The sequence below is a fragment of the Streptomyces sp. NBC_01214 genome, from assembly GCF_026340975.1.
In the GTDB taxonomy this organism is placed as follows: Bacteria; Actinomycetota; Actinomycetes; order Streptomycetales; family Streptomycetaceae; genus Streptomyces.
Genome location: NZ_JAPEOS010000001.1, coordinates 4,554,953 through 4,580,799, shown reverse-complemented (window position 1 = coordinate 4,580,799; position 25,847 = coordinate 4,554,953). Strand labels below are relative to the sequence as shown.

27 protein-coding genes are annotated in these 25,847 nt (G+C 72.5%); 15 read left to right on the top strand and 12 right to left on the bottom strand.

The genetic code is table 11. The features are described from left to right. Positions 1-48: 48 nt before the first annotated feature. On the top strand, positions 49-645 hold the full coding sequence (locus tag OG594_RS21515) for a hypothetical protein (RefSeq protein ID WP_266601377.1): 597 nt from the start codon (positions 49-51) through the stop codon (positions 643-645). 198 nt (positions 646-843) lie between these two features. Beyond that, positions 844-1,068, top strand: a complete 225-nt coding sequence (locus OG594_RS21510) for a hypothetical protein (RefSeq protein WP_266601375.1) — start codon at positions 844-846, stop codon at positions 1,066-1,068. A gap of 30 nt (positions 1,069-1,098) precedes the next feature. Here OG594_RS21510 and OG594_RS21505 read toward each other — a convergent pair whose 3' ends face one another. Beyond that, entirely contained in the window at positions 1,099-1,647 is a 549-nt protein-coding gene (locus OG594_RS21505; protein WP_266601373.1) for a GNAT family N-acetyltransferase, read from the bottom strand. A 95-nt stretch (positions 1,648-1,742) separates the two neighbouring features. Here OG594_RS21505 and OG594_RS21500 point away from each other — a divergent pair, with 95 nt between their 5' ends. From OG594_RS21500 to OG594_RS21490, 3 genes are read left to right on the top strand one after another with little or no spacing between them, the layout of a single operon-like run. Further along, positions 1,743-2,369 (top strand): TetR/AcrR family transcriptional regulator, encoded by a 627-nt coding sequence (locus OG594_RS21500; protein WP_266601371.1) that lies wholly within the window; start codon positions 1,743-1,745, stop codon positions 2,367-2,369. Positions 2,370-2,395: 26 nt separating this feature from the next. Next, the gene (locus OG594_RS21495; RefSeq protein ID WP_266601369.1) at positions 2,396-3,307 is read left to right on the top strand and encodes an SDR family oxidoreductase; all 912 of its coding nucleotides are present in this window, start codon (positions 2,396-2,398) and stop codon (positions 3,305-3,307) included. A 52-nt stretch (positions 3,308-3,359) separates the two neighbouring features. Beyond that, positions 3,360-4,760: a hypothetical protein gene (locus OG594_RS21490; protein ID WP_266601367.1), complete on the top strand. Its 1,401-nt coding sequence runs from the start codon at positions 3,360-3,362 to the stop codon at positions 4,758-4,760. A 30-nt stretch (positions 4,761-4,790) separates the two neighbouring features. Here the strand turns inward: OG594_RS21490 and OG594_RS21485 are convergent, their stop codons facing one another. Beyond that, the gene (locus OG594_RS21485; protein WP_266601365.1) at positions 4,791-5,750 is read right to left on the bottom strand and encodes an MBL fold metallo-hydrolase; all 960 of its coding nucleotides are present in this window, start codon (positions 5,748-5,750) and stop codon (positions 4,791-4,793) included. A gap of 258 nt (positions 5,751-6,008) precedes the next feature. Here OG594_RS21485 and OG594_RS21480 point away from each other — a divergent pair, with 258 nt between their 5' ends. Together OG594_RS21480 and OG594_RS21475 are read left to right on the top strand one after the other, a co-directional pair. Continuing rightward, a complete protein-coding gene (locus OG594_RS21480; RefSeq protein WP_266601363.1) occupies positions 6,009-7,016 on the top strand; it encodes an aldo/keto reductase in 1,008 nt (335 codons plus the stop codon). Between the two features lie 55 nt (positions 7,017-7,071). After that, positions 7,072-8,208, top strand: a complete 1,137-nt coding sequence (locus OG594_RS21475; protein ID WP_266601361.1) for a hypothetical protein — start codon at positions 7,072-7,074, stop codon at positions 8,206-8,208. Positions 8,209-8,212: 4 nt separating this feature from the next. On the opposite strand, the gene OG594_RS21470 is transcribed toward OG594_RS21475, so the two are convergent. The 3 genes from OG594_RS21470 to OG594_RS21460 form a co-directional block, all read right to left on the bottom strand. Further along, positions 8,213-11,701 carry an NB-ARC domain-containing protein gene (locus OG594_RS21470; protein ID WP_266601359.1) on the bottom strand — a complete coding sequence of 1,163 codons (3,489 nt, stop codon included), beginning with the start codon at positions 11,699-11,701 and terminating at the stop codon, positions 8,213-8,215. A gap of 83 nt (positions 11,702-11,784) precedes the next feature. After that, a complete protein-coding gene (locus OG594_RS21465) occupies positions 11,785-12,225 on the bottom strand; it encodes a hypothetical protein (RefSeq protein ID WP_266601357.1) in 441 nt (146 codons plus the stop codon). 167 nt (positions 12,226-12,392) lie between these two features. Then, positions 12,393-13,403, bottom strand: a complete 1,011-nt coding sequence (locus OG594_RS21460) for a hypothetical protein (protein ID WP_266601355.1) — start codon at positions 13,401-13,403, stop codon at positions 12,393-12,395. Between the two features lie 242 nt (positions 13,404-13,645). Here OG594_RS21460 and OG594_RS21455 point away from each other — a divergent pair, with 242 nt between their 5' ends. The 3 genes from OG594_RS21455 to gap all read left to right on the top strand — a co-directional run bounded on the left by OG594_RS21455 (position 13,646) and on the right by gap (position 17,030). Further along, the gene (locus OG594_RS21455) at positions 13,646-14,908 is read left to right on the top strand and encodes a hypothetical protein (protein WP_266601353.1); all 1,263 of its coding nucleotides are present in this window, start codon (positions 13,646-13,648) and stop codon (positions 14,906-14,908) included. A gap of 61 nt (positions 14,909-14,969) precedes the next feature. Continuing rightward, positions 14,970-15,926 (top strand): GlxA family transcriptional regulator, encoded by a 957-nt coding sequence (locus tag OG594_RS21450; protein WP_266601351.1) that lies wholly within the window; start codon positions 14,970-14,972, stop codon positions 15,924-15,926. A 105-nt stretch (positions 15,927-16,031) separates the two neighbouring features. Further along, entirely contained in the window at positions 16,032-17,030 is a 999-nt protein-coding gene (gene gap, locus OG594_RS21445; RefSeq protein ID WP_266601349.1) for a type I glyceraldehyde-3-phosphate dehydrogenase, read from the top strand. A gap of 159 nt (positions 17,031-17,189) precedes the next feature. On the opposite strand, the gene OG594_RS21440 is transcribed toward gap, so the two are convergent. After that, positions 17,190-18,602 carry an MFS transporter gene (locus tag OG594_RS21440; protein ID WP_266603115.1) on the bottom strand — a complete coding sequence of 471 codons (1,413 nt, stop codon included), beginning with the start codon at positions 18,600-18,602 and terminating at the stop codon, positions 17,190-17,192. A gap of 190 nt (positions 18,603-18,792) precedes the next feature. Between OG594_RS21440 and OG594_RS21435 the strand changes: the two genes are divergently transcribed. Then, positions 18,793-19,665, top strand: coding sequence for a helix-turn-helix transcriptional regulator (locus OG594_RS21435; protein ID WP_266601347.1), 873 nt, complete (start codon positions 18,793-18,795; stop codon positions 19,663-19,665). Between the two features lie 123 nt (positions 19,666-19,788). On the opposite strand, the gene OG594_RS21430 is transcribed toward OG594_RS21435, so the two are convergent. From OG594_RS21430 to OG594_RS21420, 3 genes are all read right to left on the bottom strand, one after another. Next, positions 19,789-20,148, bottom strand: coding sequence for a hypothetical protein (locus OG594_RS21430; protein ID WP_266601345.1), 360 nt, complete (start codon positions 20,146-20,148; stop codon positions 19,789-19,791). A gap of 88 nt (positions 20,149-20,236) precedes the next feature. Next, positions 20,237-20,929 (bottom strand): class I SAM-dependent methyltransferase, encoded by a 693-nt coding sequence (locus OG594_RS21425; protein ID WP_266601343.1) that lies wholly within the window; start codon positions 20,927-20,929, stop codon positions 20,237-20,239. A gap of 63 nt (positions 20,930-20,992) precedes the next feature. Further along, complete coding sequence (locus OG594_RS21420; protein WP_266601341.1) at positions 20,993-21,436, bottom strand: MarR family winged helix-turn-helix transcriptional regulator; 444 nt, start codon at positions 21,434-21,436, stop codon at positions 20,993-20,995. A gap of 104 nt (positions 21,437-21,540) precedes the next feature. Here OG594_RS21420 and OG594_RS21415 point away from each other — a divergent pair, with 104 nt between their 5' ends. Beyond that, complete coding sequence (locus OG594_RS21415) at positions 21,541-21,933, top strand: nuclear transport factor 2 family protein (protein ID WP_266601339.1); 393 nt, start codon at positions 21,541-21,543, stop codon at positions 21,931-21,933. A 21-nt stretch (positions 21,934-21,954) separates the two neighbouring features. Here the strand turns inward: OG594_RS21415 and OG594_RS21410 are convergent, their stop codons facing one another. Together OG594_RS21410 and OG594_RS21405 are read right to left on the bottom strand one after the other, a co-directional pair. Beyond that, positions 21,955-22,341 carry a VOC family protein gene (locus OG594_RS21410; protein ID WP_266601337.1) on the bottom strand — a complete coding sequence of 129 codons (387 nt, stop codon included), beginning with the start codon at positions 22,339-22,341 and terminating at the stop codon, positions 21,955-21,957. A gap of 15 nt (positions 22,342-22,356) precedes the next feature. Then, positions 22,357-23,553: an aromatic acid exporter family protein gene (locus tag OG594_RS21405; RefSeq protein ID WP_266601335.1), complete on the bottom strand. Its 1,197-nt coding sequence runs from the start codon at positions 23,551-23,553 to the stop codon at positions 22,357-22,359. Between the two features lie 170 nt (positions 23,554-23,723). Between OG594_RS21405 and OG594_RS21400 the strand changes: the two genes are divergently transcribed. Further along, a complete protein-coding gene (locus tag OG594_RS21400) occupies positions 23,724-23,909 on the top strand; it encodes a hypothetical protein (RefSeq protein WP_266601333.1) in 186 nt (61 codons plus the stop codon). Positions 23,910-24,030: 121 nt separating this feature from the next. Here the strand turns inward: OG594_RS21400 and OG594_RS21395 are convergent, their stop codons facing one another. Beyond that, complete coding sequence (locus tag OG594_RS21395) at positions 24,031-24,432, bottom strand: hypothetical protein (protein ID WP_266601332.1); 402 nt, start codon at positions 24,430-24,432, stop codon at positions 24,031-24,033. Between the two features lie 108 nt (positions 24,433-24,540). Between OG594_RS21395 and OG594_RS21390 the strand changes: the two genes are divergently transcribed. Together OG594_RS21390 and OG594_RS21385 are read left to right on the top strand one after the other, a co-directional pair. Then, on the top strand, positions 24,541-24,900 hold the full coding sequence (locus OG594_RS21390; RefSeq protein ID WP_266601330.1) for a PRC-barrel domain-containing protein: 360 nt from the start codon (positions 24,541-24,543) through the stop codon (positions 24,898-24,900). A 58-nt stretch (positions 24,901-24,958) separates the two neighbouring features. Next, entirely contained in the window at positions 24,959-25,843 is an 885-nt protein-coding gene (locus OG594_RS21385; protein WP_266601328.1) for an oxygenase MpaB family protein, read from the top strand. Positions 25,844-25,847 lie beyond the last annotated feature (4 nt).

Below are 25,847 nucleotides of genomic sequence, written 5' to 3'. Positions count from 1 at the left end.
GACGGCCTGATGCCCTGACGGCCGGTGGCCGGACCGGGAGGCGTGGGCATGAGGGTGCGGAGCAGCTCCGGGCCGTTGCGCGTACAAGCCATCGCCGGGACCCATGTGGTGGTCCTGGGGTTCGACCACGAACACCGGTGGCTCGACAACCGCCTCCGTTTCCCGCAGGCAAAAGGCCGATGGGGGTCCCACTGGAACCCGTTCCAGACCTTCGCCTGGGGCGACTACCGGGTCAAGCCCGGGCAGACCTACACCTACCGCGTGCATTCCGTGACCGGAACCCGGGGGGAAGAACTCACCCCCGCGTCGACGGTCGAGGTGCAGGTGCGGACCGAAGAGCCGGGCGTGCAAGGTGTTTGGTTCAACCGTGGCGCGTACGCCTCGCAGGCCTACGCCGAACGCTTCAAGAACCTCCACCCCGCCGACGTCCCCCACCGCGCGGCCTGGCGCTGGCTGTCGCGCGGCCTGGAGGAGGCCCCCTGTTCGCCTTCATCGGCAACGCCGACGGCGACCTCTGGCAGCTGCACGCGGCGCTGTACGAGTTCGCGCACCTGCCCGTGCTCGAAGCCTTCCGCGTGGCCGCGGAAACGGGCGTGGACGTCCGGCTCGTCGTGTTCGACCACCCGCACAACCGCGCAGCGGTGACCGCCGCCGGCATCGACGACCTCGTCGTCACCTGGCGGACCCGGGCCACGATCCCGCACAACGAGTTCGTGGTCGCGAGCCACGACGGGGCGCCCCGGGCCGTCTGGACCGGATCGGCCAACATCACCGAGAACGGGATCTTCGGACGGTCCAACGTCGGACACGCCGTCACCGATGCGGCGGTCGCCCGGCAATACCGTGACTTTCAGCGCCCTCGCGGAGATCCATTTCACCGAGTTCTCCCGCCTGTTCAACCACCACCGCTTCCGGGACTCGCTCCGCTTGGCCGCGCACCAGCCGACGCCCGGCCCCGAGACGGGAGTCGAAGCCCCGGTACCGCTCCTCGCCGGGCACTGGTCGGACAAGTACTACGACGAACCGGCGCGGGACCACCAACGGCGACTGCTGGCCGGTTCGTCGTAGCACGTGCCGTAACGGGCGGCGGCGTACGCCTCAGACCTCGGGAAGGGACGGATCGGGTGTCCAGGGGCTCGGTGCGGTGATGGCCCAGCGTTTGTGGTCCCGCCAGTCCCCGTCGATGTAGAGGTAGGCGGGCGAGAGCCCCTCGTAGCGGAAGCCCAGCCGCTTGACCAGGGCCAGGGACGCCGTGTTCGCCGGCTGGATGTTGGCCTCCAGCCGGTGGAGCCGCAGGTCGGTGAAGGCGTACCGCAGGACGGCGGCGACCCCTTCGGTCATGTACCCGCGCCCCGCGGACGGGGCGAAGGCCGCGTAGCCGAGGGACGCGCCCTGGTAGCGGCCCCGGATGATCGAGTTGATGTTCACCATGCCGACGGCTGCGCCGGTCTCCCGGACGCGGACCAGAAAGCCCAGGTTGGCGCCGTCGTCGAAGCGGCGGGTCCAGACCTGGAACTCCTGCGCGGTCGACGGTAGCTGCATCCATGGCCGGTGCAGCTCGGAGCTGGCCCGCACGAGCGTGCAGAACTCGTCCTGGTCGGAGTCGGTGAGCGGGCGCAGTTCGACCCGTGACGGCGTATTGATCATGGATCAACGTTAGGGCCTGGCGGGCCCCGGGGGCGAGGGTACGGATTCCCGCATGCTTTAATAAATGCACGTGCATTTATTAAAGAGGAGCGACTGTGGCCGGACGTCCCCGCGGGGTGGAAGACGAGGTGATCCTGCGTGCGGCGGCCGAGGTGATGGGACGGGTGGGGCCGTCCGGGCTGACCTTGGCTGCGGTGGCCCGCGAGGTCGGCCTGGTACCCGGCACGCTCGTGCAGCGGTTCGGCTCCAAGCGCGGCCTGGTCCTGGCACTGGCCGACCAGTCCGTGCGGGACACGGACGCACTGGCCGACCGGTTCCGCGGGGAGCAGGGCTCGGCGCTCGGGGCCCTGGCCGCCCTGCTCGCGCAGTGGATGGCTCCGATGGTCTCGCCGGAGACCTTCGCCAACCACCTGGCGTTCCTGTGCACGGACCTCACGGACCCCGAACTGCACGAGCGTGCCCTCGCCGTGCACCGGGCCCAGCGTCGGGCGGTCGGGTCGCTGCTGGCGGAGGCCGTCTCCACGGGCGAGCTCCGCGCCACGACGGATGTCGAGGCGCTGACCGCCACCGTGCAGGCCGTCACCTCCGGGGCGGGTCTCATCTGGGCGCTCGACCGCGAGGGCGCCCTCGTGGAGCGCGTCCGGCACGGGCTCGACGCCGTGCTGGCCCCCCATGTCACCACCGCAACCGGCGCTGCCACGGCCACCACAACCACCGCGTGAATCCGCCGGAAGACAGGGAGAAAGAGATGACGACGAAGACACCACGGCTCGCCGGAACGGTCGCGCTGGTCGCCGGCGGCACCCGGGGCGGCGGGCGGGGCATCGCCATCGAGCTCGGAGCCGCCGGGGCGACCGTCTACGTGACCGGCCGCAGCAGCGGAACGACGCGCTCCGACCTCGACCGCCCCGAGACCATCGAGGAGACGGCCGAGAAGATCACCGCCGCCGGAGGGGTGGGCGTCGCCGTCCGCACCGACCACAGCGACCCGGAAGAAGTCCGGGCCCTCGTGGCGCGGATCGCGGCGGAGCAGGACGGCCGGCTCGACGTCCTGGTCAACTCGGTCTGGGGCGGCGACCCGCTCACCGACTGGGAGCACCCGCTGTGGGAGCAGGACCTGGAGCAGGGCCTGAGCCTCCTGCGTCGGGCGGTGGAGACCCACGTGATCACCAGCCGGTACGCACTGCCCCTCATGGTCGCCCGCGGGAGCGGCCTGGTCGTGGAGGTCACCGACGGCAACACCGCCCGCTACCGCGGCTCCTTCTTCTACGACATGGCGAAGTCGGCGGTGATCCGGCTGGCGGTCGCGCAGGCCGCCGAGCTGCGGCCGCACGGCGTCACGGCCGTCTCCCTGACGCCGGGCTTCCTGCGCTCGGAGGCGCTGCTGGAGCATTTCGGCGTCACCGAGGCCAACTGGCGTGACGGCGCCGCGAAGGACCCGAACTTCGCCCACTCCGAGACCCCCGCCTATCTGGGGCGGGCCGTCGTGGCCCTGGCGGCCGACCCGGACGTCATCGCGAGGAGCGGCCGGGCGCTGGCCACCTGGGATCTCTACAAGGAGTACGGGTTCACGGATGCCGACGGCACCCAGCCCGACTTCGCCGCGCACTGGGCCAGGAACTTGGAGGCGGAGTACGGTCCCCTCGGCGACCCGCTCTGACCCCACCACGCCGACAGGGGCGCTGTCAGTGGCAGGGTCTAGCCTTCATCACATGATCAAGGGGGAATTCGCCGTACCGTCACTGGATGCGCTCGCCGACGAGGTCGCGGCCGTGCTGACCGGTCGCCACGACCCTGGCGTGGTGCCGTTCGAACGGGTGCTCAACGCCGTGGTGAGCCACGACTTCCGGGACAGGGATGCGCTGGCCGCCGCGCTGGGCTCCGTCCCGCGCGAGTTCAAGGTGAAACCGCACGCACAGGTGCGGTGCATGGCGGGCGTCGTCGGCGCGGCGGTCGGTCCGGTACGGGCGGAGGAGTCCTGGGAGAAGACCGCCGGGGCCGGCTGGCTGGAACTGTGCCAGCACGTGGCGCTGGACTACATAGCCGGAGCGCGCGCCGACGAGGTCACCGCCCGGTTGCGGGCCGGTGACCCCGTGCCGTTCCTGCTCTCCGTACCGAGCCGACCGACGGGCGCGGTGGAGCCGTACGAGCTGGTCGAGCGCCTCGCGGAGTACGAACGCCTCGGGCTCCGGCCCGGACCGGCGGACCTCGGGCAGGCATTGCTGCGCTGCGGCGGCCGGGTCGACCCCGAAGCGGTGCGTGCCGCGGAGGGGTTGGGGCTGGCCGAGGGGCCCCGGGTGGCCGCTTGGCTGCGACAGGGCGGTCTGCCCCGGCCGACGGGGTGGCGGGAGCGCGAAGCGGGTGAGGCCGAGCGTCCCAGCAGGCGTCGGGGAGCACGCATCGGCCGCCGGATCCTGGTGGGGCACGAGGCCATCGAGGGCCGCGGCGCGTTCCCCCGGCAGTTCTGGTCACTGTTCCGCGTCTTCGAGCCGGCCATCTCCTGTCCGCACTGGTCCCTGCCGGACTACCGGGACGCGCACACCGTCGCGACCCTGCCCTGGCACCCGGAGATAGCCGCGGCCCGACTGCTGACGGGTGTCGCGTCCGCGGCCGACCAGGACGGCTGTGGCTCCCCCGCCTTCCTGGAGGCGCTGGCCCGGGCCGACGGCCCGGCCGGACCCGCCGTGCATCTGGCCGTGGCCTACGGGCTCGCCGCCGTCCCCGAGCCGGAGCGGGAGGCCGCCGGGCGGGCGCTGGTGGTGCTGGCTTCGCGGGGCCGGCTGGACGGCGAGCTGCTGGGCCGGGAGCTGACCGAACTCGTGGGGCTGGGCACGCTGAGGGTGCCCCTGCTGACCGAGTCCCTGCGGGCGGCCGTCGCCGCACCGGAGGGCGCCGGTGCGGTCTGGGCGGTCCTGGCCACCGCCCTGCCCGGTCTGCTGGCCCGCACCCGGCCCCAGGTGCACGGAGCGCTGCTGGCCGTCGCGGCGGACTCCGCCCGGCTGTCGGGTGCGCGCGGCGAGCTGCCCGAGGTGACGGCGCTCGCGCAGCGACCGGGTTCGTCCCAACTGCTCAGGCAGGCACGGAGGTTGCGGGACGCGCTGGCGGGGGTCTGACCGGGGCCCGGGAACGGCGGCCCGCGGCCGTCAACCGTGCTGGTGCTGCTCGGGCAGCCGGCTGTCCGGGTGCACCCACAGCAGCACGTTGTCGGGCCGCTCGTCGTGGAAGAAGTCCAGGACGTCCTGGTCCGAGTGACGCAGGCTGAAATGGGTGAGGACGAAAAGGGTGTCCGGGTGGGCCTCGACGACGGGCCGCAGCCGGCTCCAGACGGTGTGTCCGACCCGGTCGGCCCGTTCCCGTTCGGCGTCGTCGAGGAACGTGCACTCGGTGATGATCACCGGGTACTCGAAGAGCCACGGGTTGTCCTCGAAGACGCTGACGTGGGTGTCGCCGAGGAAGGCGAACAGCGGCTTGCGCACCTCGCGTTCGACCTCGGCGCCCTCCTTGCGCCGCTGCGCCAGGACCCGGCCGAACTCCGCGCCCCGGCCCTGTGCGGCGAGGTCGTGGCGCAGTTCCTCGTACTCGGGCAGCAGGGCCTTGCGGCGTTCGGAGAAGGCGTATCCCACACAGGGCACCTTGTGCACGCATTCCACCACCCGTACGTGGTGGCCGCGGCGCCCGAAGGTGAACTCGTCTCCGCCGCGCACCCCGTGGAGTCGGCAACCTGCTGCGAGGGCCGGATCGTAGGCGGCGCCGTGGTTCAGTTCGGCGGAGGCCCGCAGAAAGGTCTCCACGTACGGCACCGCCGCGGCGGGCAGGTGGATGTCGACCCCGTCGGGCCTCGCCGCGAGGTGGTCGAGGTCCTTGGAATGGTCGTGGTGGGTGTGGGTAAGGAAGACGGTTTCCGGCTGACGCCCTTCCACCAGTCCGGCGTCGAGCGCGCAGCGCAGTTCGGGGACGTGGAAGAACGTCTTGTCGTTGGCGCGCGAGTACCCGGTGAGCGTCAGTTCGGTGCCGGGTATGCGCCAGGTCTTCCACTGGCGGAACGGGTGTCCTTGCTCCAGCCGTTCGGGATGGGCGGGTGTTCGCGAAGGGGCCGGTGTCATCGGTGCCTCCGTCGGACCGCCGTGATCGGGTGGAGGCCCGATCGTAACGGGCGGCGCCCCGCCGCGGCCCGCCGTTTTCCGGGCGCCGGACACATCGCGGCCCGGGCCGGCACGCTCCTACGGCCGGGTCGCACGGACCCGGACCATGAACGCGAATGATCGCGCGGGATCCATATCCATCGTGAGCGAGATCGATTGTCGATCGCTTCAAATCGGCCTCATCGACAGCCAGTTACGCCTCACGTAAGATGCGCGACCGTGAAGCCAGACAAGACGCGATCGCAATCCGTCCAGAATCAGGTCGACACCACGAGGCTGGGGCGCGAAGGCCCCGAGATCACCCGCCTGGGACTGGGCACCTGGGCCATCGGCGGACCGTACGAGCACGGGTGGGGGCCGGTCGACGACGCCGTTTCGGTGCGGACCGTCCTGCATGCGGTCGATCGCGGCCTCAATTGGCTCGATACCGCGCCCGCCTACGGATGCGGCCACTCGGAAGAGGTCGTGGGGGCTGCGCTGAGGCAGCTCAATTCGTCCGAAAGGCCTTTGGTCTTCACCAAATGCGGTCGCGTCTGGGACGCCGAGAATCCCGGAAAGGTCGTATCCGACCTGCGGCCGAGCAGTATCCGCCAAGAGTGCGAGGCCAGCCTGAAACGTCTCGGCGTGGACCGGATCGATCTCTATCAGATCCACCGGCCGGATGCCCGGACCGGCACGTCGATCGAGGAATCCTGGGCCACGCTCGCGGAACTCGTCGACGAGGGCAAGGTCCGCTGGATCGGGCTGTCGAACGTGGACCGTGACCTGCTCGACCGCTGCGAGACGGTCCGGCACGTGGACTCGTTGCAGCCGTCCCTGAGCCTCCTCGACCGGAAGTCGCTCCCGCTCCTCGACTGGTGTCAGGAGCACGGCACGGGCGTCATCGCCTACTCGCCCCTGGCCTCCGGGCTGTTGACCGGCGCCTTCGACCACGCGCGCGTCGGGGCGCTCGCGCCCGACGACTGGCGCAAGAGGTCCTCGAAGTTCGCCGAGCCCGCACTGACCCACAAGCTGGCCGTCGTCGACGCGCTGCGGACCATCGCCGACCCGCTCGGGCACACGGTTTCCGAGCTCGCCCTCGCCTGGGTGCTCAGCCGGCCCGGGGTGAGCGGGGCGATCGTCGGCGCGCGCCTTCCCGGCCAGGTCGACAGTTGGGCGGGCACCACGAAGGTGACCGTTTCCGACGACACTCTGCGGGAGATCGAGGCCGTCGCCGTCGTGCCGTAGACGGGTGCCGCATTTCCCTCACGCATCCCTCGGAAGAGGAAGAGGAGGCCGAGTGGTGTCCGCACCGGACGCAATGGTCGAGGACGACCGGGCACAACGATTCCTCATCCCTTACCTCCAGCAGACCGAGCGCTTGCTGCGCGATGCGCTGCGCACCCTGGACCGCCGGGCGGACTGCCGCGTGAGCCCTGCCGCCGACTTGGGAATCCCCTACGACGCCCTGCGGCTGGCCGGGGGATTCGCCACCGGATGCCTGGTCGAATGGGAATGCGGCGTGCCCGTGGTTCCGGTGGACACCACGATGAACATCGACACGTCGTCCATTTTCTGGCTGGACGGCGACCCTGCGGAGGTGTTCACGGAGAAAGCGGTCAACACGCTCCGCGGGCGCATCTGTGAAAACAGCAGCTACGAATGGAACTTCGACCGCGGGAACCACTTCATCCTCACCTGTCGCCGGGAGACCGACGGCAGGTACGCGCTCCTGCTGCACAGCAACGAGAAGGAGTTCAAGGACCAGTTCAACGGCTTGTGCCCGACACCGGAGAACTGGTTCGCGGATTCGGTGCTCACCTTCGACGGAGAACGACGCATCCGGCTCCTGGTCGGGAAGAAGGCGGAACTCTTCGCCGATCTCGCGCAGATGTTGCTGCGGTTCAACATCCTGCGGCACCGCTTCGTGGCGACCATGTTGCTGGACGGGCGTATCGGCACGGTCGACGAATACCACAAGCACCACTACTTCATGCCGACTCCCGCGTCCGCGGTGATCGGCTGCTACCTGTGCGAGCCGGACGAGGAGGTCCCCGTGTTCAGTGCGCCGGGACGGCCGATCGCCATGTTCCGGCCCTCCGTCGGCGGCCTCAACTCGGTACGCCTCCTCACCGGGGAGGACCGGCTCGTCGTACCGCACGGCTGGGGGACGTCCACGTCGCGTCCCCTCGACGTCACCCAGTCCCCCGGCCGGCTGACCCTCAACGGTCGGGCCTACGACCTGGCGCCCGGGGTCTCCTTGCTCGAACATCCCGACGTCACCCCGCGACTGTTCGCCGGGGGGACGCGGGAGTTCCTCGCCGCCATCCGGAAGCACACCCCCGGCCGGCTGGTGACCGAACTGGTGCAGACGGCGTCGTACTCGCGACACGGCTTCGTGCGGCACGGCCCCGGCGGCGACCCGGCCGACGGCGCCTGACCGGTCAGTCGTCCTCGTAGGCGAAGAGGTACAGCCCGCCGTTCCCCGCGGCAGCGATCATGGAACCGGTGCCGGTGCCGGTGCCGGTGCCCGCGGCGGACCAGGCGCACCGGTGCAGCGGATAGGCGACCCGGATGCCGGTGAGGGGCGTGCCCGTGGCCACGTCCCACACACCCAGGTAGCCTTCGTCGCCGCAGGTCGCGATCTGCCGTCCCGACGGGGAGAAGGCACAGCCGGTGATCCGGTCGCCGCCGATCGGGACGGACGTGCCCACCGTCCGATCGGCGGTCGACCACAGGGTGAGTGCCGTCGCCGGCGATCCGACCGAGGCCAGCAGAGTGCCGTCGGGCGAGAAGCAGCAACGCCACAACGAGCTCTCCCGGCCCGTCGCGAGCGTCGACCGCAGGTGTCCGGTGCGGCTGTCCCACAGGCGCAGCGTGCCGTCGTCCCCGACGGAGGCGATGAGCTCTCCGTCGGGTGAGAAGGCGCAGCCGAGCACGTGTCCGTCGTGGTTCACCAGCTCGCCGAGGACCTCTGTGGTGCGCAGGTCGTGGACCCTCACCACTGCGTCTTCGCCCGCCGACGCCATCCGGGTGCCGTCCGGGGAGACGGCGCACCCCCAGACGCGGCCCGAATGGCGCTTGAACCGGCGCCGTAGATCGCCCGACGGCGCGGCCCACAGCGCCAGGTCGCCGTCGGCGCCCGCGGTGACGACGTCTCCGTCGGGCGTGACCGCGCAGTCCAGGACCCGGCCGTCGTGGCCGTCGACCTCGAAGCGCACCCGGCCGGTCGCGATGTCGAAGAGCTGGACGACGCCGTCGCTGTGCCCGGCCACCACGTGCCGTCCGTCCGCGGAGAACGCGCAGCACCCCACGGCCCGGCGCGTCGCGCGCACGGTCCGGGGCGGCGTGTCGGCCGTCACGTCCCACGTCCGCAGCGTCGTGTCCCCGCCGCAGCTGATGAGGGTCCCGCCGTCGGCCGTGAAGACCGATGCCCCGACCCAGTCGGTGTGTCCGTGCAGGACGCGGACCTGGCGTCCGCTGGCGGTGTCCCACAGCCGGATCGTCCGGTCCTCCGAGGCACTGGCCAGCAGAGTGCCGTCGGGCGAGAACGCGCAGGCGCGGACACGGTCGGTGTGCGCCCGCAGGACGTGCACCAACTCCCCCGTGCCGGTGCGGAGCACGCGGACCGTCGCATCGCTGCCCGCCGTGGCCATCAGGGCGCCGGAGGGGGCGACCGTGCAGCAGCGGATCCTCCCCTCATGGACCACGGTGCTCCAGCGCGCGACACCGCTGGCGGTGTCCCACATCCGCAGGACACCGTCCTCGCCGACCGACACGAGGCCGTCTCCGTCGGGAGTGAAGGCGCAGTCCCACTCGTTTCCGCTCGGGCTGTGCATCTCGCGGCGCTTCTCGCCGGTACGGGCGTCCCAGATGGTCACCGTGCCGTCACCGGTCGTCGAGGCGACCCACCCGCCGTCCGGGGACCACGCGCATCCCAGCACGCGGGCGGAGTGCTCCCCGAGGACGTGCAGCGGACGGCCGTCGAGGACGTTCCAGATCCGGACGGTTCCGTCGGTCGCCGCGGACAGGAGTCGGGATCCGTCCGGGCTGAACGCGCAGGCCCGGACCCGCTGACTGTGCCCGCGCAGGACGTGACGGACCCGGAGGGTGGCCGCGTCCCAGAGGATCACCAGCCGGTCGTCGGACGCGGTGGCGATGACATCACCGCGCGGTGACACGGCGCAGTCGCCGATGGGGCCGGTGTGCCCGTCGTCGGTGGCCGCGTCGGTGTCGGGCAGCGGCCAGTGCGCGCGCAACAGCGGGCGCGCCATCCCTTCGAGGTAACGCTCGACGACTCCGTCCAGTTCCGCGGTTCCCGCCAACCGGCTGGCGAGGGTCGCCCCGACGGCCGACGGGGCGGCCTCCGGGACGAAGACCTCGACGTCGCGGTCGAGTACGGCCCGCAGCGCGGCGGCCCGGGCGGTGTCGATCCCGGACAGGGTGGAGACGGCGAGCACCACCGAGCCCAGGTGCCGGATCTGTGATTCGATCCACCGTGGATCGCAGGCGAGTTCGCAGAGTTCGGCGTGCAAGGCGGCCGCTTGGAGGTGGTAGGGGAGGTATTGGAGCGCGAACTCCTCACGTGGCGGCAGCAGCCACCACTGGGCGGCCGCACCGGCGGGCAGCAACGTGCGCAGCGCGGCCACCAGCGACCGGTTACGGGTCACCAGGTCCTGCGGGGACATCTGGTGGCGCACGTACGACCGCAGGACGTCGTGGACGGCGATCGCCGGTTCGCCGTCGCACCACCGCTGCGACACCAGACGCAGGGTGGAGAGCAGTGCCGTCATCCTGCGGCTCTCGGTGCGTTCCAGTCCCCCGGTCACGCTCCACAGCAGGGCCACGACGTGTTCGGGGACTTCGGCGTCCTCGTCGAAGACGGCGAGATCGAAGTAGCGTTCGCGTTCCTCGGCGGAGAGCAGGTCGAGGCTCGCGCTGACCGTCGCGGCGACGGTGGAGCGCATGTGGGGCGGCATCGTGGCGTCGAGTGCTTCGGGCCCGTCCGAGGCGACGAGGTGGGCGACCCACGCGGCCACCTCTGCCGGTGGTCCGCCGGCACGGATGTGGGCCCGTAGCGAGGCGTTGATCAGCCCGAGCAGGACGGGCCAGCCCTTGGCGAAGCGCAGCAGGCTCTCCAGGACCGACGCGTCGAGCTCGGGCAGGCCGGCCGAGGCGGTCGCGCGTGCCTCGTCCTCCGTCATCTGGCCGACTTCGACGATCCGGGCGACGGCCGGTGCGAGACCCCTGTTGCGTGCGGTGAACATCCGGGCGGATCCGGTGCCTCCGACGAGGAAGGCATTGACCTGCTCCTCCGTCCAGACGTCGTCGACCACCACGAGGGCGGGACCGCCTTCGTCGAGGATCTCGCCGAGCAGGGCGCCGACCAGGAGGGGATCGGTGCTCGTCGGGCGGCGGCCGGACAGGTGCTCGCAGATGTCCGCGATGTGGTCGGCCAGTTCGGGACCGGTCCGGGACTGGCCGATGACCGTCCACACCACTCCGCCGGGGAAGCGTTCGGCTACTTCCGGAAGCCAGCAGGTCTGGAGCGCGACCGTCGTCTTCCCGATCCCGCCGTACCCCTCCAGGAAGAGCACCGGCGCCCGGCCCTCGTACTCCCCGTCCGACAGCGCCTCCTCCACCGAAGCGCTGATGCCCGCGCGGTTCGCCGTCTCGCCGAGCGGCGGGGGTGCGAGTTGGCGGCGCCGCGGTGGCTCGGGGCCGGGGGGCCAGCCGACCACCACCTGTTCGATCAGGGTGGCGCTGCTGCCCGTACCGATGGCGTTGCCCATCATGTGACCGCCGGCGCCGAGCCCGCCCCGGTCCGCGCGGACCTCGGACCGTCCGACCGGCCCGCCGGGGGCGGTCCCGCGTACGGGCGCGGGAGCTGGCGGGCCTGCCGGGTCCAGGCCCTCCCACGTTCCCGGTCCCACCGCACGTCCGTCAGGCGCCTGCGGTGCGGGTGGCGGTGGCGACGGACGCGGTGCCCGGGAGCCCCGCCGCCAGGGCCACAGCCTCATCGCTCGCTGTCCTCGCCCATGGCGTTGTCGACGATGTCCCCACCCGCTCCGACGGCGCCCGCGCCGCGCGCGCTGACGTCCTGCCCGCCCCGGGCCGGACGGCCGCCGGCCGCGGGGCCGCTCGCCCCGGTCACGGTGGACCGGGCTCCGATGGCGTTGCCCCGTAGGTCCCCGCCTGCGGCGATGCTGCCCCTGCCGCGGGCCCGGACCCTGACGGTCCTGCCACCGCCGGGGCCGGGGCCGGAGGTTCCGCGGTCGCGCAGGAGGGTGATCCCGGACAGGCCGAGCCCGATCACCGCCACGACGGCGGCGACCACACTGGCCGTTCCGTCGGCGACGGGCAGATCGAGCGCGGCCGTCACCACGAGGCAGACCACCACGGCCGAGCAGACGGCGCCGACCGACCACGCGACGATCCGGCGTGCTCCTGTGGACACGTTAAGGTCCTCCCCGCCTCGTGTGCCGCGGGCCCCGCGACCGCACGTGTGGCGTCGGTGCCCGAACGGACCATTGTGAGGCAAAGGCGCTCGCATGAATAGCAGTTGGCCCATTGCGGAAGAAACAGCAGGCAACGGGTACCTCGCCTGCGCACGGGACCAGGTGCTCACACCCTCAGGCGCCGCATCAGCAGGTCCATCGCGCGCGCCGCGTCCCGGTAGCCGTACGTCAGGCGGAAGAAGCGGTCGGCGGACGGCGGGAGCGGGGCGCTCGCCGGCGAGGGCTCGGTCCCCAGCCAGCGGACCCGCGGCGGCAGGACCTCCTGCCGGAGGAGCAGCAGGCCGGCGGTCGGGTCCAGTTCCTCGCACCGGACCGGCACCGACGGTGTGCCGACGCACGCCAGGACGACCGATCGCAGGGGCAGCGGGTCCACGACGACACGGTCGGCGTCGCCGGCGAAGTACGCGGCGAGAGTGGCGGTCCGTTTCGGCCGTCCCGGACCATCGATCACCCGAATGGGGTCCGTCCAGCCGCGAATGCGGGTGCCGCCCGCATCGGTACGGGCGTACAGCTTGTCGTTGGCCACCATGCGCGCACCCGCGGCGACCGCGGCGAGGACGGTCGAGGTCTTGCCCGCACCCGCGGGTCCCGCCACGGCGACGGCCCCGCCGCCCACGGCGAACGCGGACGCGTGGACCGTCGACACGCCCGCCGCCTCGAACTCCGTGGTCACCAGCTGCTTGACGACCCGCAAGGCGTCGCGCGTGCCCGACTCGGCATCGGGGTTCACGACGCGGACGTCCGTGCCCGTGATCAGGAACCGGGTGCCGGTGTGCGGGTTGACGACGAGCCGGTCCACGCCGGGTACTCCCGTGTACTCGACGCCTTCGTTGAAGTCGGGGACGTGACCGTCGGGGGACGCGTAGAGCGTGACCGTCCGCCGGGAGGCAGCGGCCGTCAGCCCGGGCGTGATCCGGCCCGGCACGAGGGTGACCGTGGGCAGAGCGGGGTGGGCGGGCACCGGGCGCGCCTGCGGCCACAGGTACCGGGCGGCCGCTTCGACGAACGCGTCCGGCCCCGCGAGGACGACCTCGCACCGGTCGTAGAGCCGGAGCCCCACCCGCCGGCCGTCCTGCGCGCTTGTTCCCGGACCTTCGCAGCGAATCGTGGCCTCCATGCGGACATTCTGTCCGCCTCCTCCCAGCCGAAGCATGACATCACGTCACCACCCCGTGCGGCCTCCGTGGACCGGGCCCGCGCTCACCGGTCGGCGGGGCCCGTCGGCCGGGCCCCTCCGAAACCCCGCTCTCGTGTGGTCCCTCGTCCCACCCGTCCCCATGCTCCCGAACCGGTGGACGGCCGTTCCCCGAGACCCGAAGATGGGGCCGGCCCGCGCCCGTGGGCCGCGGAGGGAGTGCCATGACGACGTCACCGGTGGCCGGCAGGCCGGCGCCACCACCGAGCACCGCCCGAGAGGTCCCGGACAAGGGCAAGTGGGCCGTCAAACCGCTGAACGACGGCAAGCTGGCCTACGCGTTACCCACCGAGTGGAAATCCGGTGCACTGCACCACAAGATCTCCAAGGAGCGGCTCAGCTCGATCGCCGAGCAGCTCACTCCGGCCTGGAACGCGAAGGACCAGCAGCTCCAGGGGGCGGCGCGGGCGTTCTGGAACCTGTGCTGGTCGGTGGCCGGCGAGAGCGTCGCCCAGGCCGTGGCCATGGCGGGGCACAGCGGCAGCCCCAACCCGCACCGGCTGCTGTGGAACCTGCCGCTGATGGTGTCGCTCGGCCCGCAGAGCCCGGCCAACGACCCGGGCATGAACTTCGACCCCGACACCGAGCCGGTGCCAGGCGGCCCGGGCACCCGTCGGATGGACGCCGTGTCGATCGCGCTCAAGGAGCTGGAGACCGCCTGGCTGACCGCGGCCGACGCGGACGGCGGGCGCGGCGCGTACGACGCGGCGCTCTGGACCACCCTGCACCGGCACCTGCAGACCGCGCACATCGCCGCCGAACGGATCGAGCGCGGTGCTCGGGTGCTGTACCCGCCGCTGCGCGAGCAGTGGGTGTACGACTCCACGACCAAGCAGAACCTGCGCAAGGGCCTGACGCCGTTCCCGACGCCCGAGCAGGGTCGGCGCCTCTTCGCCGGGGCCCGGTCGAACGCGCCGTCGATCGCGGCGTACGCCGCCTCCGGGGCCGCCGCCGCGACCGCCACGGTCCGCGCCGCCGTGGGCGGGCGGCAGGTGACCCTGCGGCTGACGGCGGCCGAGGAGAACGTGCACCACGTGTGCGTACGCCACACGCTCACGTTCTTCGACTTCACGGACGCGTCCCGGCCGCGGCCCATCAACACCTTCTGGCCCGACGTGCGCACCTTCGCCGACGCCACGGCCCTCGCCGCGACGCTGCTGCCGGGCATCGGCCGTAGCGCTCTGCGCGAACTGGACCGGGCGTCGGGCAACGTGGCCCACGCGGCCGACTGGCTCGACGAGGTCCTGGAGATCTCCAACGAGGACCTGGGCGGCCGGCTCGTCTTCTTCAACGTGCAGTTCACCGAGGTGAACGGCACGGACGCGGCTCCCGCCGTCGAGGCCGTCATCGAGTCGTTCGCCCCGGACGGCCCCGACGGTCCGGGCTTCACCCGCGGGGACCTGGACCTCATCGCCGGGCAGCTGTAGCACCGGGCGGCAGGCGGGGGAGGGCACGGTCCGTGCCCTCCCCCGCCGTACCCTGAACCCCGTGCCGCCCTCCCGTCTCCACCGCGTAGCCGTCCTCGTCCTCGAGGGCGCGAAGCCCCTCGACGTGGGCATCCCCGCGCAGGTCTTCACGACCCGCGCGAGCATGCCGTACGAGGTACGGGTCTGCGGTGCGGCTCCCGGCCTCGTCACCGGCGGCGACGGCCTCTCGTACCACGTCACGCACGGGCTCGACGCGCTCGCGTGGGCCGACATCGTCTTCGTCCCCGGCTACCGCTTCCCCGACCGCGAGGACCCGCCGCAGGCGGTCATCGACGCGCTGATCGCCGCCCACGGCCGGGGGGCGCGGCTGGCCGCCATCTCGACGGGCGCGTTCGCGCTCGCCGCCACCGGTCTGCTCGACGGCAAGCGCGCCACGACCCACTGGCACTACGCGCGGGCCCTCGCCGCGAAGCATCCGCTCATCCGGCTCGACGAGAACGTCCTGTTCGTCGACGAGGGCAGCGTGCTCACCTCCGCCGGCGCCGCCTCCGGCATCGATCTGTGCCTGCACATCCTGCGCCGCGACCTCGGCGTGGCCGCCTCCAACCACGCGGCCCGGCGCCTGGTCGCGGCCCCCTACCGCAGCGGCGGCCAGGCGCAGTACGTGCCGCGCAGCGTGCCCGAGCCGCTCGGCGAGAGGTTCGCCGCCACCCGTGAGTGGGCCCTGCACCAGCTGGGCGAACCGCTCACCCTGGAGGCGCTGGCGCAGCACGCGGGGGTCTCGGCGCGGACCTTCTCGCGGCGCTTCGCCGAGGACACCGGGTACACGCCGATGCAGTGGGTCATGCGGGCCCGGATCGACGTGGCCCGTGAGTTGCTGGAACGTTCGGAGCGCAGTGTCGAGCAGATCGCGGACGACGTGGGCCTCGGCACCGGCGCCAATCTCCGCCTGCACTTCCACCGCATCCTGGGCACCACCCCGACCGAGTACCGGCGCACCTTCACCCAGGGCGAATAGCCCGGGGCGGTGGTGTGGCGAGATCCTTACGAACCGTGGCGATCTCGCCGCTGTCGCGGACGGTGACCGGAAGCGAACCTGATGGCGAACGAAAGGGACATCGTCATGACTCGCATTGCCATCAACGGATTCGGCCGCATCGGACGCAACGTGCTGCGTGCGCTCCTCGAGCGCGACACCGCCCTCGAGGTCGTGGCCGTCAACGACCTGACGGAGCCCGCCACCCTCGCGCGGCTGCTCGCGTACGACACCACGTCCGGCCGGCTCGGCCGCCCGGTGACCGTCGAGGGCAACGTTCTCGTCGTCGACGGACACCGGATCACGGTGCTGGCCGAGCGCGAGCCCGAGCAGCTGCCCTGGGCCGAGCTCGAAGTCGACCTCGTGCTGGAGGCTACCGGCCGCTTCACCTCGGCCGAGGCGGCCCGCGGCCACCTCAAGGCCGGCGCGCGCAAGGTGCTCGTCAGCGCTCCGTCCGACGGCGCCGACGTGACGCTCGCGTACGGTGTCAACACCGACGCCTACGACCCGGCCGTGCACACGATCGTCTCGAACGCGTCCTGCACCACCAACGCGCTCGCCCCGCTGGCCGCCGTGCTCGACGAGCTCGCGGGCATCGAGCACGGGTTCATGACCACCGTGCACGCCTACACGCAGGAGCAGAACCTGCAGGACGGCCCGCACCGCGACCCCCGGCGCGCCCGCGCCGCCGGCGTCAACATCGTGCCGACCTCGACCGGTGCCGCGAAGGCGATCGGCCTCGTCCTGCCGCAGCTCGACGGCAAGCTGTCCGGCGACTCGATCCGCGTGCCGGTCCCGGTGGGCTCGATCGTCGAGCTCAACACCACCGTCGCCCGCGACGTGACGCGCGAGGAGATCCTGGAGGCCTACCGGACCGCGGCGCAGGGCCCGCTGGCCGGCGTGCTGGAGTACTCCGAGGACCCGCTCGTGTCCTCCGACATCACGGGCAACCCCGCCTCGTCGATCTTCGACTCGGAGCTCACCCGCGTCGACGGTCGCCACGTCAAGGTGGTCGCCTGGTACGACAACGAGTGGGGCTTCTCGAACCGCGTGATCGACACGCTCACGCTCCTCGCCGCGGGCTGACCCGACAGCGGTCCCCGGTGGGGGCGGGCCCGGCGCCCGCGCACGGTAGGTCCGGTTCATCGATCCCGGTGAACCGGACCGGCCGCGCGCGGGCGCTTCGGCCTGTCCGCCGCGGCCGTACCGGGTGCTCCGTACTCGCTCCGTACTCCTGCGGCCCGCTCAGCGCATGCGCGGAAGCCGGAGGCTGAGCAGTACGGTCAGCGCGATCAGGCCGAGTTGGACGAGCAGGGTGGTGGACACGGCCGCGCGCATGCCGGCCGTCGGGACCAGCGCGAGGAAGAGGCTGCCGAGCGTGGCGACGCCGAGCGCCACGGCGGACTGCTGGGCGGTGATCATGACGCCGCTGCCCGCCCCGGCCCGGTCCGCGGGGACGTCCGAGAGCGTCAGGCGCATCAGCACCGGCATCTGGAAGCCCTGGCCCAGTCCTGCCAGGGCGATGCCCGGAGCGAGCACGGCCACGCCGAGGTCGGGCCAGCCGTGGCGCAGGGTGGCCAGCAGGAGGGCGATCCCGGCCGCCTGGATGACGCCTCCGGCGGTGACGATCCGGCTGCCGAAGCGGGTGATCAGGCGCGGACCGGCCAGCGAGGCTCCGAAGAAGGCGACGGCCATCGGCGCCAGCGCCAAGCCGGCCGTCACCGGGCCCATGTCCAGGCCCTGTTGGAAGGTCACGGCGAGGACGAACATGAAGCCGCCGAAGCCGACGGAGAACGGCACCAGGAGTGCCAGGCTGCGCCTCAGCGACTCCAGCCTCAGCAGGCTCGGCGGCACCAGCGGGGTGTGGCCCTTGCGGTCGGCCCGGCGCTCGGTGAAGTAGAACGCCGCTGCGGCGAGGGGGAACACGCCGAGCGAGATCCAGGTCCACAGCGGCCAGCCGGCGGCCCGCCCCTCGGTCAGCGGCAGCAGCAGCGAGACCAGCGACAGCGCGAGCAGCAGGGTGCCGGGCACGTCCACGGCCGCGGGCCGGCCGGCCCGGGTGTCCGGGACGGTGCGCACCGCGAGGACCAGTCCGAGGACCACCACGGGTACGTTGACCAGGAACACCGCGCGCCAGCCGGTTCCGCCGAGGTCCGCGGCGACCAGGACGCCGCCGAGGATCTGCCCGGCGACCATGGACAGGCCCCCGGTGGCCCCGTACAGGCTCATGGCCCGGGCCCGGCGCGGGCCTTCGGTGGTGGCCTGGATGGTGGCGAGCACCTGCGGCAGCATGAGGGCGGAGGCAGCGCCCTGGGCGACGCGCGCGGCGACGAGGGTCCAGGCGTTGGGGGCGAGGCCGCAGGCGAGCGAGGTGACGCCGAAGGCGGCCATGCCGATGAGGAAGAGCCGGCGGCGGCCGAGGCTGTCGCCGACGCGGCCGCCGAGGACCAGCAGGACGGCGTAGGCGACGCCGTAGCCGCCGACGACGAGTTCCAGGAGGGCGGGGCCGGCGGCGAGGTCGTGCTCGATGGACGGCAGCGCGACGTTGACGATGAAGAAGTCGATCAGGGGGAGGGCCGCGCCGAGGAGCACGGTGAACAGGCCGAGGCCGCCCAGGTGGGGCGCGGGGGGCGCGGGGGGCGCGGGGGCGCTGCGCACGGGGTCGGCGTGCACGGCGCTGGTGCGTACGGGGTTGGTGCGTACGGGGTCGCTGCGTACGGCGTTGCTGCGTACGGGGATCTGAGTCACCCTCCGACGATCTCCCGGCCGTGAGACGGGTACCAGAGTGTCCTTATCCGGGTACCAGGAGTACCTGGCAACGGGATGAGCGGTGCGGCAGGCTGGGAGCATGACCACTGTGGCCCCTGGAAGCGATGTCCGCCGGCACGAGCTGGCCGAGTTCCTGCGCACCCGCCGCGAGCGGATCGCTCCCGAGCAGGTGGGACTGGTGCGCGGGCCGCGCCGGCGGACTCCGGGGCTGCGCCGCGAGGAGGTCGCGCACCTGTCGTCGGTGGGCGTGACTTGGTACACGTGGCTGGAGCAGGCGCGCGACATCCAGGTGTCCGGGCAGGTGCTGGACGCGGTCGCGCGGGCGCTACTGCTCGACGTGAGCGAACGGGAGCACCTGTTCGCGCTGGCCGGGAGCCTGGACCCGGCGCCGCCGGCGGTCTGCCCCAGCGTGACGCCGGCCGTGCGGGCCATGCTCGACCAGCTGGGCCACATCCCGGCGTGCGTCCAGAACAGCAGGTACGACATCGTCGCGTACAACGCGACGTACGGGCGGCTGCTCGGCGACTTGGACGGCAAGCGGCCGGAGGACCGCAACTGCATGTGGCTCGCCTTCACCGACCCGCAGTGGCGGGAGTCGGTGGTCGACCTGCCGAGCACGCACCGGCTCATGGCGGCGAGGTTCCGGGCGGCGATGGCCGAGCACCTGGCGGAGCCCGCGTGGACGACGCTGCTGGCCCGGCTGGAGGGGGCGTCGGCGGAGTTCCGTGAGGTGTGGGCCCGCCACGAGGTGGTGGGCGGGCAGCTCGCGAAGTCGAAGTACATCCGCAACGCTCATGTGGGCCTGCTGCACCTGGAGCACACCAACCTGTGGCTCGGGCCGCGGACCGGGCCGAGGCTCGTGACGTACGTCCCGCTGGACCAGGGGACGCGGGAGCGACTGGAGGAGCTGGAGCGGCTGGCGCGACCGGTCGGTGCGGGGCTCCACGGCTGACGCGACGTCACCTTCGCCGTGCGGACAGCACGTTCCCCGCTGGGTGCCCGTGCTGGCCGGCTGGCCCGTGCCGCCGGAGCTCGTGCTCTGGCCGGCCGCCGTCGGATCCGCGCTGTTGGCGGTCTACGGCCCCAGGAGGAGCACCAGGTAGAGGCAGGCGGCCAGGGGCACCAGGATCGCCACCGTGCCGAGCGCGACCCCGGTCAGCGACCGGCCGCGGGCCGCTCCCGCGTCGCCCCGCACGGCCCACAGGTCGGGAAGACCGCAGACGACCGCCATGATCCCGACGGGCAGGACGAGGTAGACGGGGAAGTAGCGGATCCAGGGCGGGAGCCCCTCCGGCAGGAACGGGCATCCGATCATCGCCACGGCAGCGATGCCCAGCGTGAGGGACGCCGTACCCCTGCGCTCCGCCACCGACTCCGCCACCGGCTCCGCTTCCGTCTGTTGCTCCGGCCCGGCCGTCTGCTCCACAAAGCTCATGGCACGGAGGTTAGGCGGGCGGCGGGCAGCCGCGCCTGGGCGCAGCTACTCAGAACTGCGTGAGTAGCCGGACCCGGATGCCTCGGCCTCAGCGGCGTCGGCGCGCGGTCCGTCCACGCTCCGCCCCCGGGTCCGGGCCCGGGCCCGGGCCCGGGTCGAGGCGGGCCAGCACGTGGGCTTCGAGGAAGCCCCGTTCGGAGGCCGGGTCGTGGAGCAGCCGGGCGAAGGTGGTGAGCCCGGCCCCGGCCAGCAACTCGGCGAACCGGTCCACCGGCCAGCTGTAGGCGGGCGCCACCTTGTGGTCGAAGCGGACCGGCTCCGGTCCGTCGGTCGCGAGGAACGAGACCAGGAGCAGGCCCCCTCGCGCCAGGACGCGCGCCTGCTCGGCGAGGAGTGCGGGCAGTTCCCCGGGCGGGGTGTGGATCATCGAGTAGTGGGCCAGCACGCCGCCGAGCGCGCGGTCCTCGACGGGCAGGGCTTCCATCCGCGCCTCGTCGAACCGCAGCTCCGGATGGGCCCGCCGGGCATGGTCGACCATGCCCGGGGAGAGGTCGATACCGAAGGCGTCCAGTTCCAGGTCGTGCAGCAGGGCCGTCAGGTGCCCGGGCCCGCACCCGATGTCGGCGGTCCGCCGGTTCCCCGTCCCGCGCACCAGCTCGGCGAAGGTGGCGACCATGGCCCGCGCGAACGGCTGGGTCTCCAGCCGATCGGCGAACATCGACGCATAGAGTTCGACGACCCCGTCGTAGGCCGCCCTGGTCACGTCCTGGTGTTCCACCACGGGGGAAAGCTACACCGGCGCCGTTCGCGACTGCTCGGCCCGGCGGGACTCTGCCGACAGGGCCTAGGCGAACGGGCCTTCGGCCGTGAAGCGGCGCAGGTGGCGGGCGAACGTCTCGGCCTCGCCCGGGGGCCAGTCGGACAGGCTCGCCGTGATGTGGTCCGCCAGGCGCGCACGCAGTTCTGCGACGACGAGCCGCCCCTCTTCGGTCAGGACGAGGAGGTGTGCGCGCCGGTCGGTGGGGTCCGGTTCGCGGCGGACGAAGCCCGCGGCCTCCAGCCGGGAAGCGCGGCGGGTCACGCCGGAGCGGTCGATCCCCACGTCGTGGGCGAGGTCCGCCGCGCTGCGGGAGCCGGCCCGGGCCAGGGCGCTGAGCACGGGGTAGGTCACGTCGTCCACGGCCTCGCCCATGCCTTCCGTGAGCCGCTGGTGCAGGTGCGTACGGGTCGTGCGCTTGAGCAGGATGCCCAGCGCGTCTGCGATCTCATGTCCGATCTCGTTGTCCACGACCGAAAGAATAGCGTGCGCTGCGCACGCATCACTGCTACGGTGAGCGAAGAGCGTGCGTCGCGCACGCATCATCGATCCGCTTCCCATCGAAAGGCAGTCCCATGACCCGCACCGGAATCACCGCCGCCCTCACCGACCTGCTCCTCAACCGCGACCTCACCGTTCAGGAGGCCGCCGACCGCCACTTCGCCCCGGAATACCGTCAGCGCACGGACGGCGAGTGGGCGGACCGGGCCGGCTTCATCGAGCACATCACCCACCTGCGCACCGTCGTCGACCACGGCCGCGTCGAGGTCCACGAGGAGCTGTACGACGGCCGCAAGTACGCCGACCGGCACACCGTCCACGTCACGAAGACGGACGGTTCGACGGTGCGCACGGAGGTCTACCTGTTCGGCGAGTTCGCGCCCGACGGCCGCTTCAGCCGCATCGAGGAGACCACCTTGATGCTCGAAGGATCCGAGTCCGACCGCGACCTCGGCAGCGCCCGCTAGACCCTGTCGCGCGGCCTCGGGTCAGGGGCGGAAGCGCAAGGGGTGGTCGGAGGGGACCTCCACCACGGCGATCCGGACGCCGTCGGGGTCGACGATCCACATCTCGATCAGACCCCACGGTTCGCGCTCGGGAGGCCGCACCACCTCGGCGCCCCGGCCCCGCAGTTCCTCGTACGCCGCCTGCACGTCCGCGACCTGGAGCCACAACCGCAGGCCCGGCGCGGGCGGCGCCTCGGCACGGCCGGACAGTTCGAGGAAGCCGCCGCCGAGGAAGTAGACGGTGCCGCGGTCGGGGCCGGTGCCGAACTCGCGGTGGACGGCGAGCCCGAGGGTGTCGCCGTAGAAGGCGCGCGAGCGTTCGGGGTCCGTGGGGCGCAAGAGGACCCTGCTGCCCAGTACGTGCACCATGACCCCTGCCTTCCCTCACCCACGGCCTTGCCGCGGCCCCTTCAGCGACTTCCAACGCCCGCGCCGCGAGCGGGTGTGCTGATCGAGCTCCTCCAACAGGCGCTGGGAGCGCTTGTCCACGCCCAGCTCGTCCAGGACCCGGTCGATCTCGGCGAGCAGCGCCCCGCTCAGCTGCCAGTGTGCCGGGTCCTCGCGGGCGGAGGCCAGCAGCAGGACCGCGAGTCGGTCGCGGTGGGCCCGGGCGACGGCCAGTTCGCCGGTCAACCGGGCCTCCGCCTCTTCCGCGTTGGCACTGACCTGCGCGGTGATCAGCTGGGCGAAGCTTTCCACCGCGATGGCCGTGTGGCGGAGGACCTGCCGCAGCGCGGTCGCGGTCGCGGGATCGAACAACGGACCGTCGGGGCGGGCCCGTGCCAGGTCGGTCAGCGTCCGGCAGGCCACGCGGAGCACGACCGCGCAGATCTCCAGGGTGTCCAGGCCGGTGCGCAGCACCAGCCTGAAGAGCAGCCCCTCCTTGACCCGCGGATTGAGCCGGAGGCTGTCCTCGGCCTGCCGGAGGGCGGCGTCGACCTGGGCGATGTCGTTGTCGAGGCGGCGCGCCTCGTGCAGCCGGGCCGCGGCCTGCTCGACCCTGGTCGGTCCGGAGGGTTCCTCGCCCAGGTGGTCGAGCAGCCGGCTCATGCGCCCGGCGAGGTCGGTGATCGCGGCCCCGGCCGGGCCGACCCACACGGGTGGCGCCAGGAGCAGGTTGACCAGCAGCCCGACCACCGCGCCGATGATCGTCTCCAGGACCCGGTCCCAGGCGGTGTCCGTGACCTGGGTGACGCCGAGGACGAGCATGGCGCTGATCGCGACCTCCGGCACGAACTCGTCCACGCGCACCAGGTGGCCCACGACCAGCGAGGCGAGGATCAGCAGCCCGAGGCTCCACCAGGTCAGACCCACCAGCGCGCTGAAGCCGATCGCGATCAGGACGCCGACGACCACCGAGTTCACCCGGCGGATGCTGGTGGTGAGGGTGGAGTACAGGGTGACCTGGACGACGAGCAGGGCGGTCAGTGGCGCGGTCAGTGGGAGTGGCTCGCTGCTCAGGCGCAGCGCAACGACGTAGCTGATCACGGCGGCGGCGGTGGAACGCAGGGCCTGGACGGCGACCGGCTCACGGCGACGGCGTGCGACACGAGTGGCGAGGCTGCTGATCGTTTCCGGCATGCGGGGCGCCTTCCCGCTGCTGGGCCGGATGACGCATGGCGTGGCCGCATGGTCCCGATCGGCCGAGGATGGGCCGTAGGAGGAGGGCGACCCGGCCGTTCGCGGGCAGGAGGTGGGCGTCCGGGGCAACCCCGGTCAGCGAGATCCACGACTACGAGGGAGAGGAAGCCATGGCCGGTACGGAGGACAAGCGAGAGAAGGCGGGAGAAGGGCGTGCGGAGCAGGCGCAGGAGCACCCCGGTCCGGACCCGGTACACCCCGAGGCCAGCAAGCGTGTCGAGGGCAAGAGCCCAGAGGAACTGAGGCGGCGACAGGAGCGCAAGACGACCCGTACGAGCGACGACGACGCGGAGTAACGGCGCCGGGCCGGACGTCCGGACGGCCTGACCACCGGACGTCCGGACGTCCGCACGTCCGGACGGCTGGATGTCCGGACGGCTGGACGGCCGCGGCGGGGCGGGGAGCGGCGGCGAGGGCCTACGGGCCCTCGTCGTAGGTCCCCGCCTCGATCTCCAGGGCGAGCTCCTGGAGCACCCCGAGCGAGGAGATGTCCGTCCGCCCGCTGTCGTGCACCATCGCGAGGCTGGTGAACGCCAGGCTGAAGCCCGAGACCATGGTGTGCAGGGCCGGCCCGAGCGCCTCCGCCACCAGGGCGGCCACCTCCTGCGGAGACGCGTCGGCCGGCACCCTGATCGACGGCAGCATCTCGTTCAGGAGCAAGGTGGCCACACCGGCCGTCGGCGGCGACCCGGCGCCGTCTTCCCCGGTCCCCCCGGCCCCGCCGCTCCCGTCGCTCTCCCCGGCTTCGGCGGCCCGGCGGATGTCCTGGGCGTCGGTGAGGATGGCGATCACTCGCTTGAGTACCTCGGCGCGTTCCATCTGCGGAGCGTAACCCCGAGCCCCGGATCGGGGGCGGGCGTGTAACCGCGGCCGCACCGGGCAGGCGCGCGGTGACGACACGGATCGATCGAGGGAGCTGTTCCGCTCATGTCTGAAAACGTCTGGGCCTACCGCGTCACCGTTGACCGCATCACGGACGTGGACCTGTACGGCTACAAGGTGGAGGCGGCCGACGGCACCATCGGAAAGGTCGACAAGCATTCCGACGAGGCGGGATCGGCCTATCTGGTCGTGGACACCGGCCCGTGGATCTTCGGCAAGGAGGTCCTCCTCCCCGCGAGCACCGTCACCGGCATCGATGTGGAGGAGAAGCGGATCCGCGTCGAGCTGACCAGGGAACAGGTCAAGGACGCCCCGGAGTTCATCCGGGACGAGCACCTGGAGAGCACTGACTACCGGCAGCTGCTGGGCGGTTACTACGGCATCATCCCGCCGCGCTGGCTGTGATCCACGGCCGGAGGACGTGCCGCGTCGCCCGGACCAGGTAGCGGCACATACTGGGCATATGGCACGGGCGACGACGGTCCAGCGGATCAGGCGGCACGCCGGCGAGGCGGTCTTCCTGCGCGTCGCCGGGCCGGACGGGCCCCGGAACAGGGCGCGGATCCACACGGCGCCCGGACCCCGGTGGTTCGCGCCGGAACGGCCGGTGCGGCGGGTCCACGGGGACGCGTCGATGTTCGTCGGCGGGCTGGCCGCCCTGCTGCTCCAGTCCCTGCACCCCCTCGCGATGGCGGCCGTGGCGGCGCACTCGGGGTACCGGGGAGACCCGTGGGGGCGGCTGCACCGCACCAGTACCTTCCTGGCCGTCACCACGTTCGGTACGAGCTCCGACGCCGAGGCGGCGGTGGCCCGCGTACGGGAGGTGCACGCGCGCATCCGGGGTCGGACGGCCGACGGCATCCCGTACCGGGCCGACGATCCGGAGTTGCTGACCTGGGTGCACATCGCCGAGGCGGACTGCTTCCTGCGGGCCCACCAGCGGTACGGCAGGAGCCCTTTGGATCCCGCGGGCTGCGACGCGTACCTCGCCGACACGGCCCGCGTGGCCCGCGCGCTGGGCGCGGACCGGCCGCCGGAGAGCCGGCATGAGCTGGCTCTGCGGATGGCGCGGTACCGGCCCGCCCTACGGGCGACGGCGGCCTCCCGGGACACCGCGCGGTTCCTGCTGACCGATCCCCCGCTGCCGGGGGCCGCCCGGTTGCCGTACGCGCTGCTGGCGGCGGCGGCCGTGGACCTGCTGCCGCCCTGGGCGAAGGCGGCCGTGGCCGCCGAGGTGCCCGCGGCCGCCCGGATACCGCCCCTCGCCGCTCGTGCGGGCGGCCGGGCCGTGACCCGCGCGATCCGCTGGGCGTTGCCGCCGGCTCCCCCGCCGCCCCCGCCCGGCTGAGGGC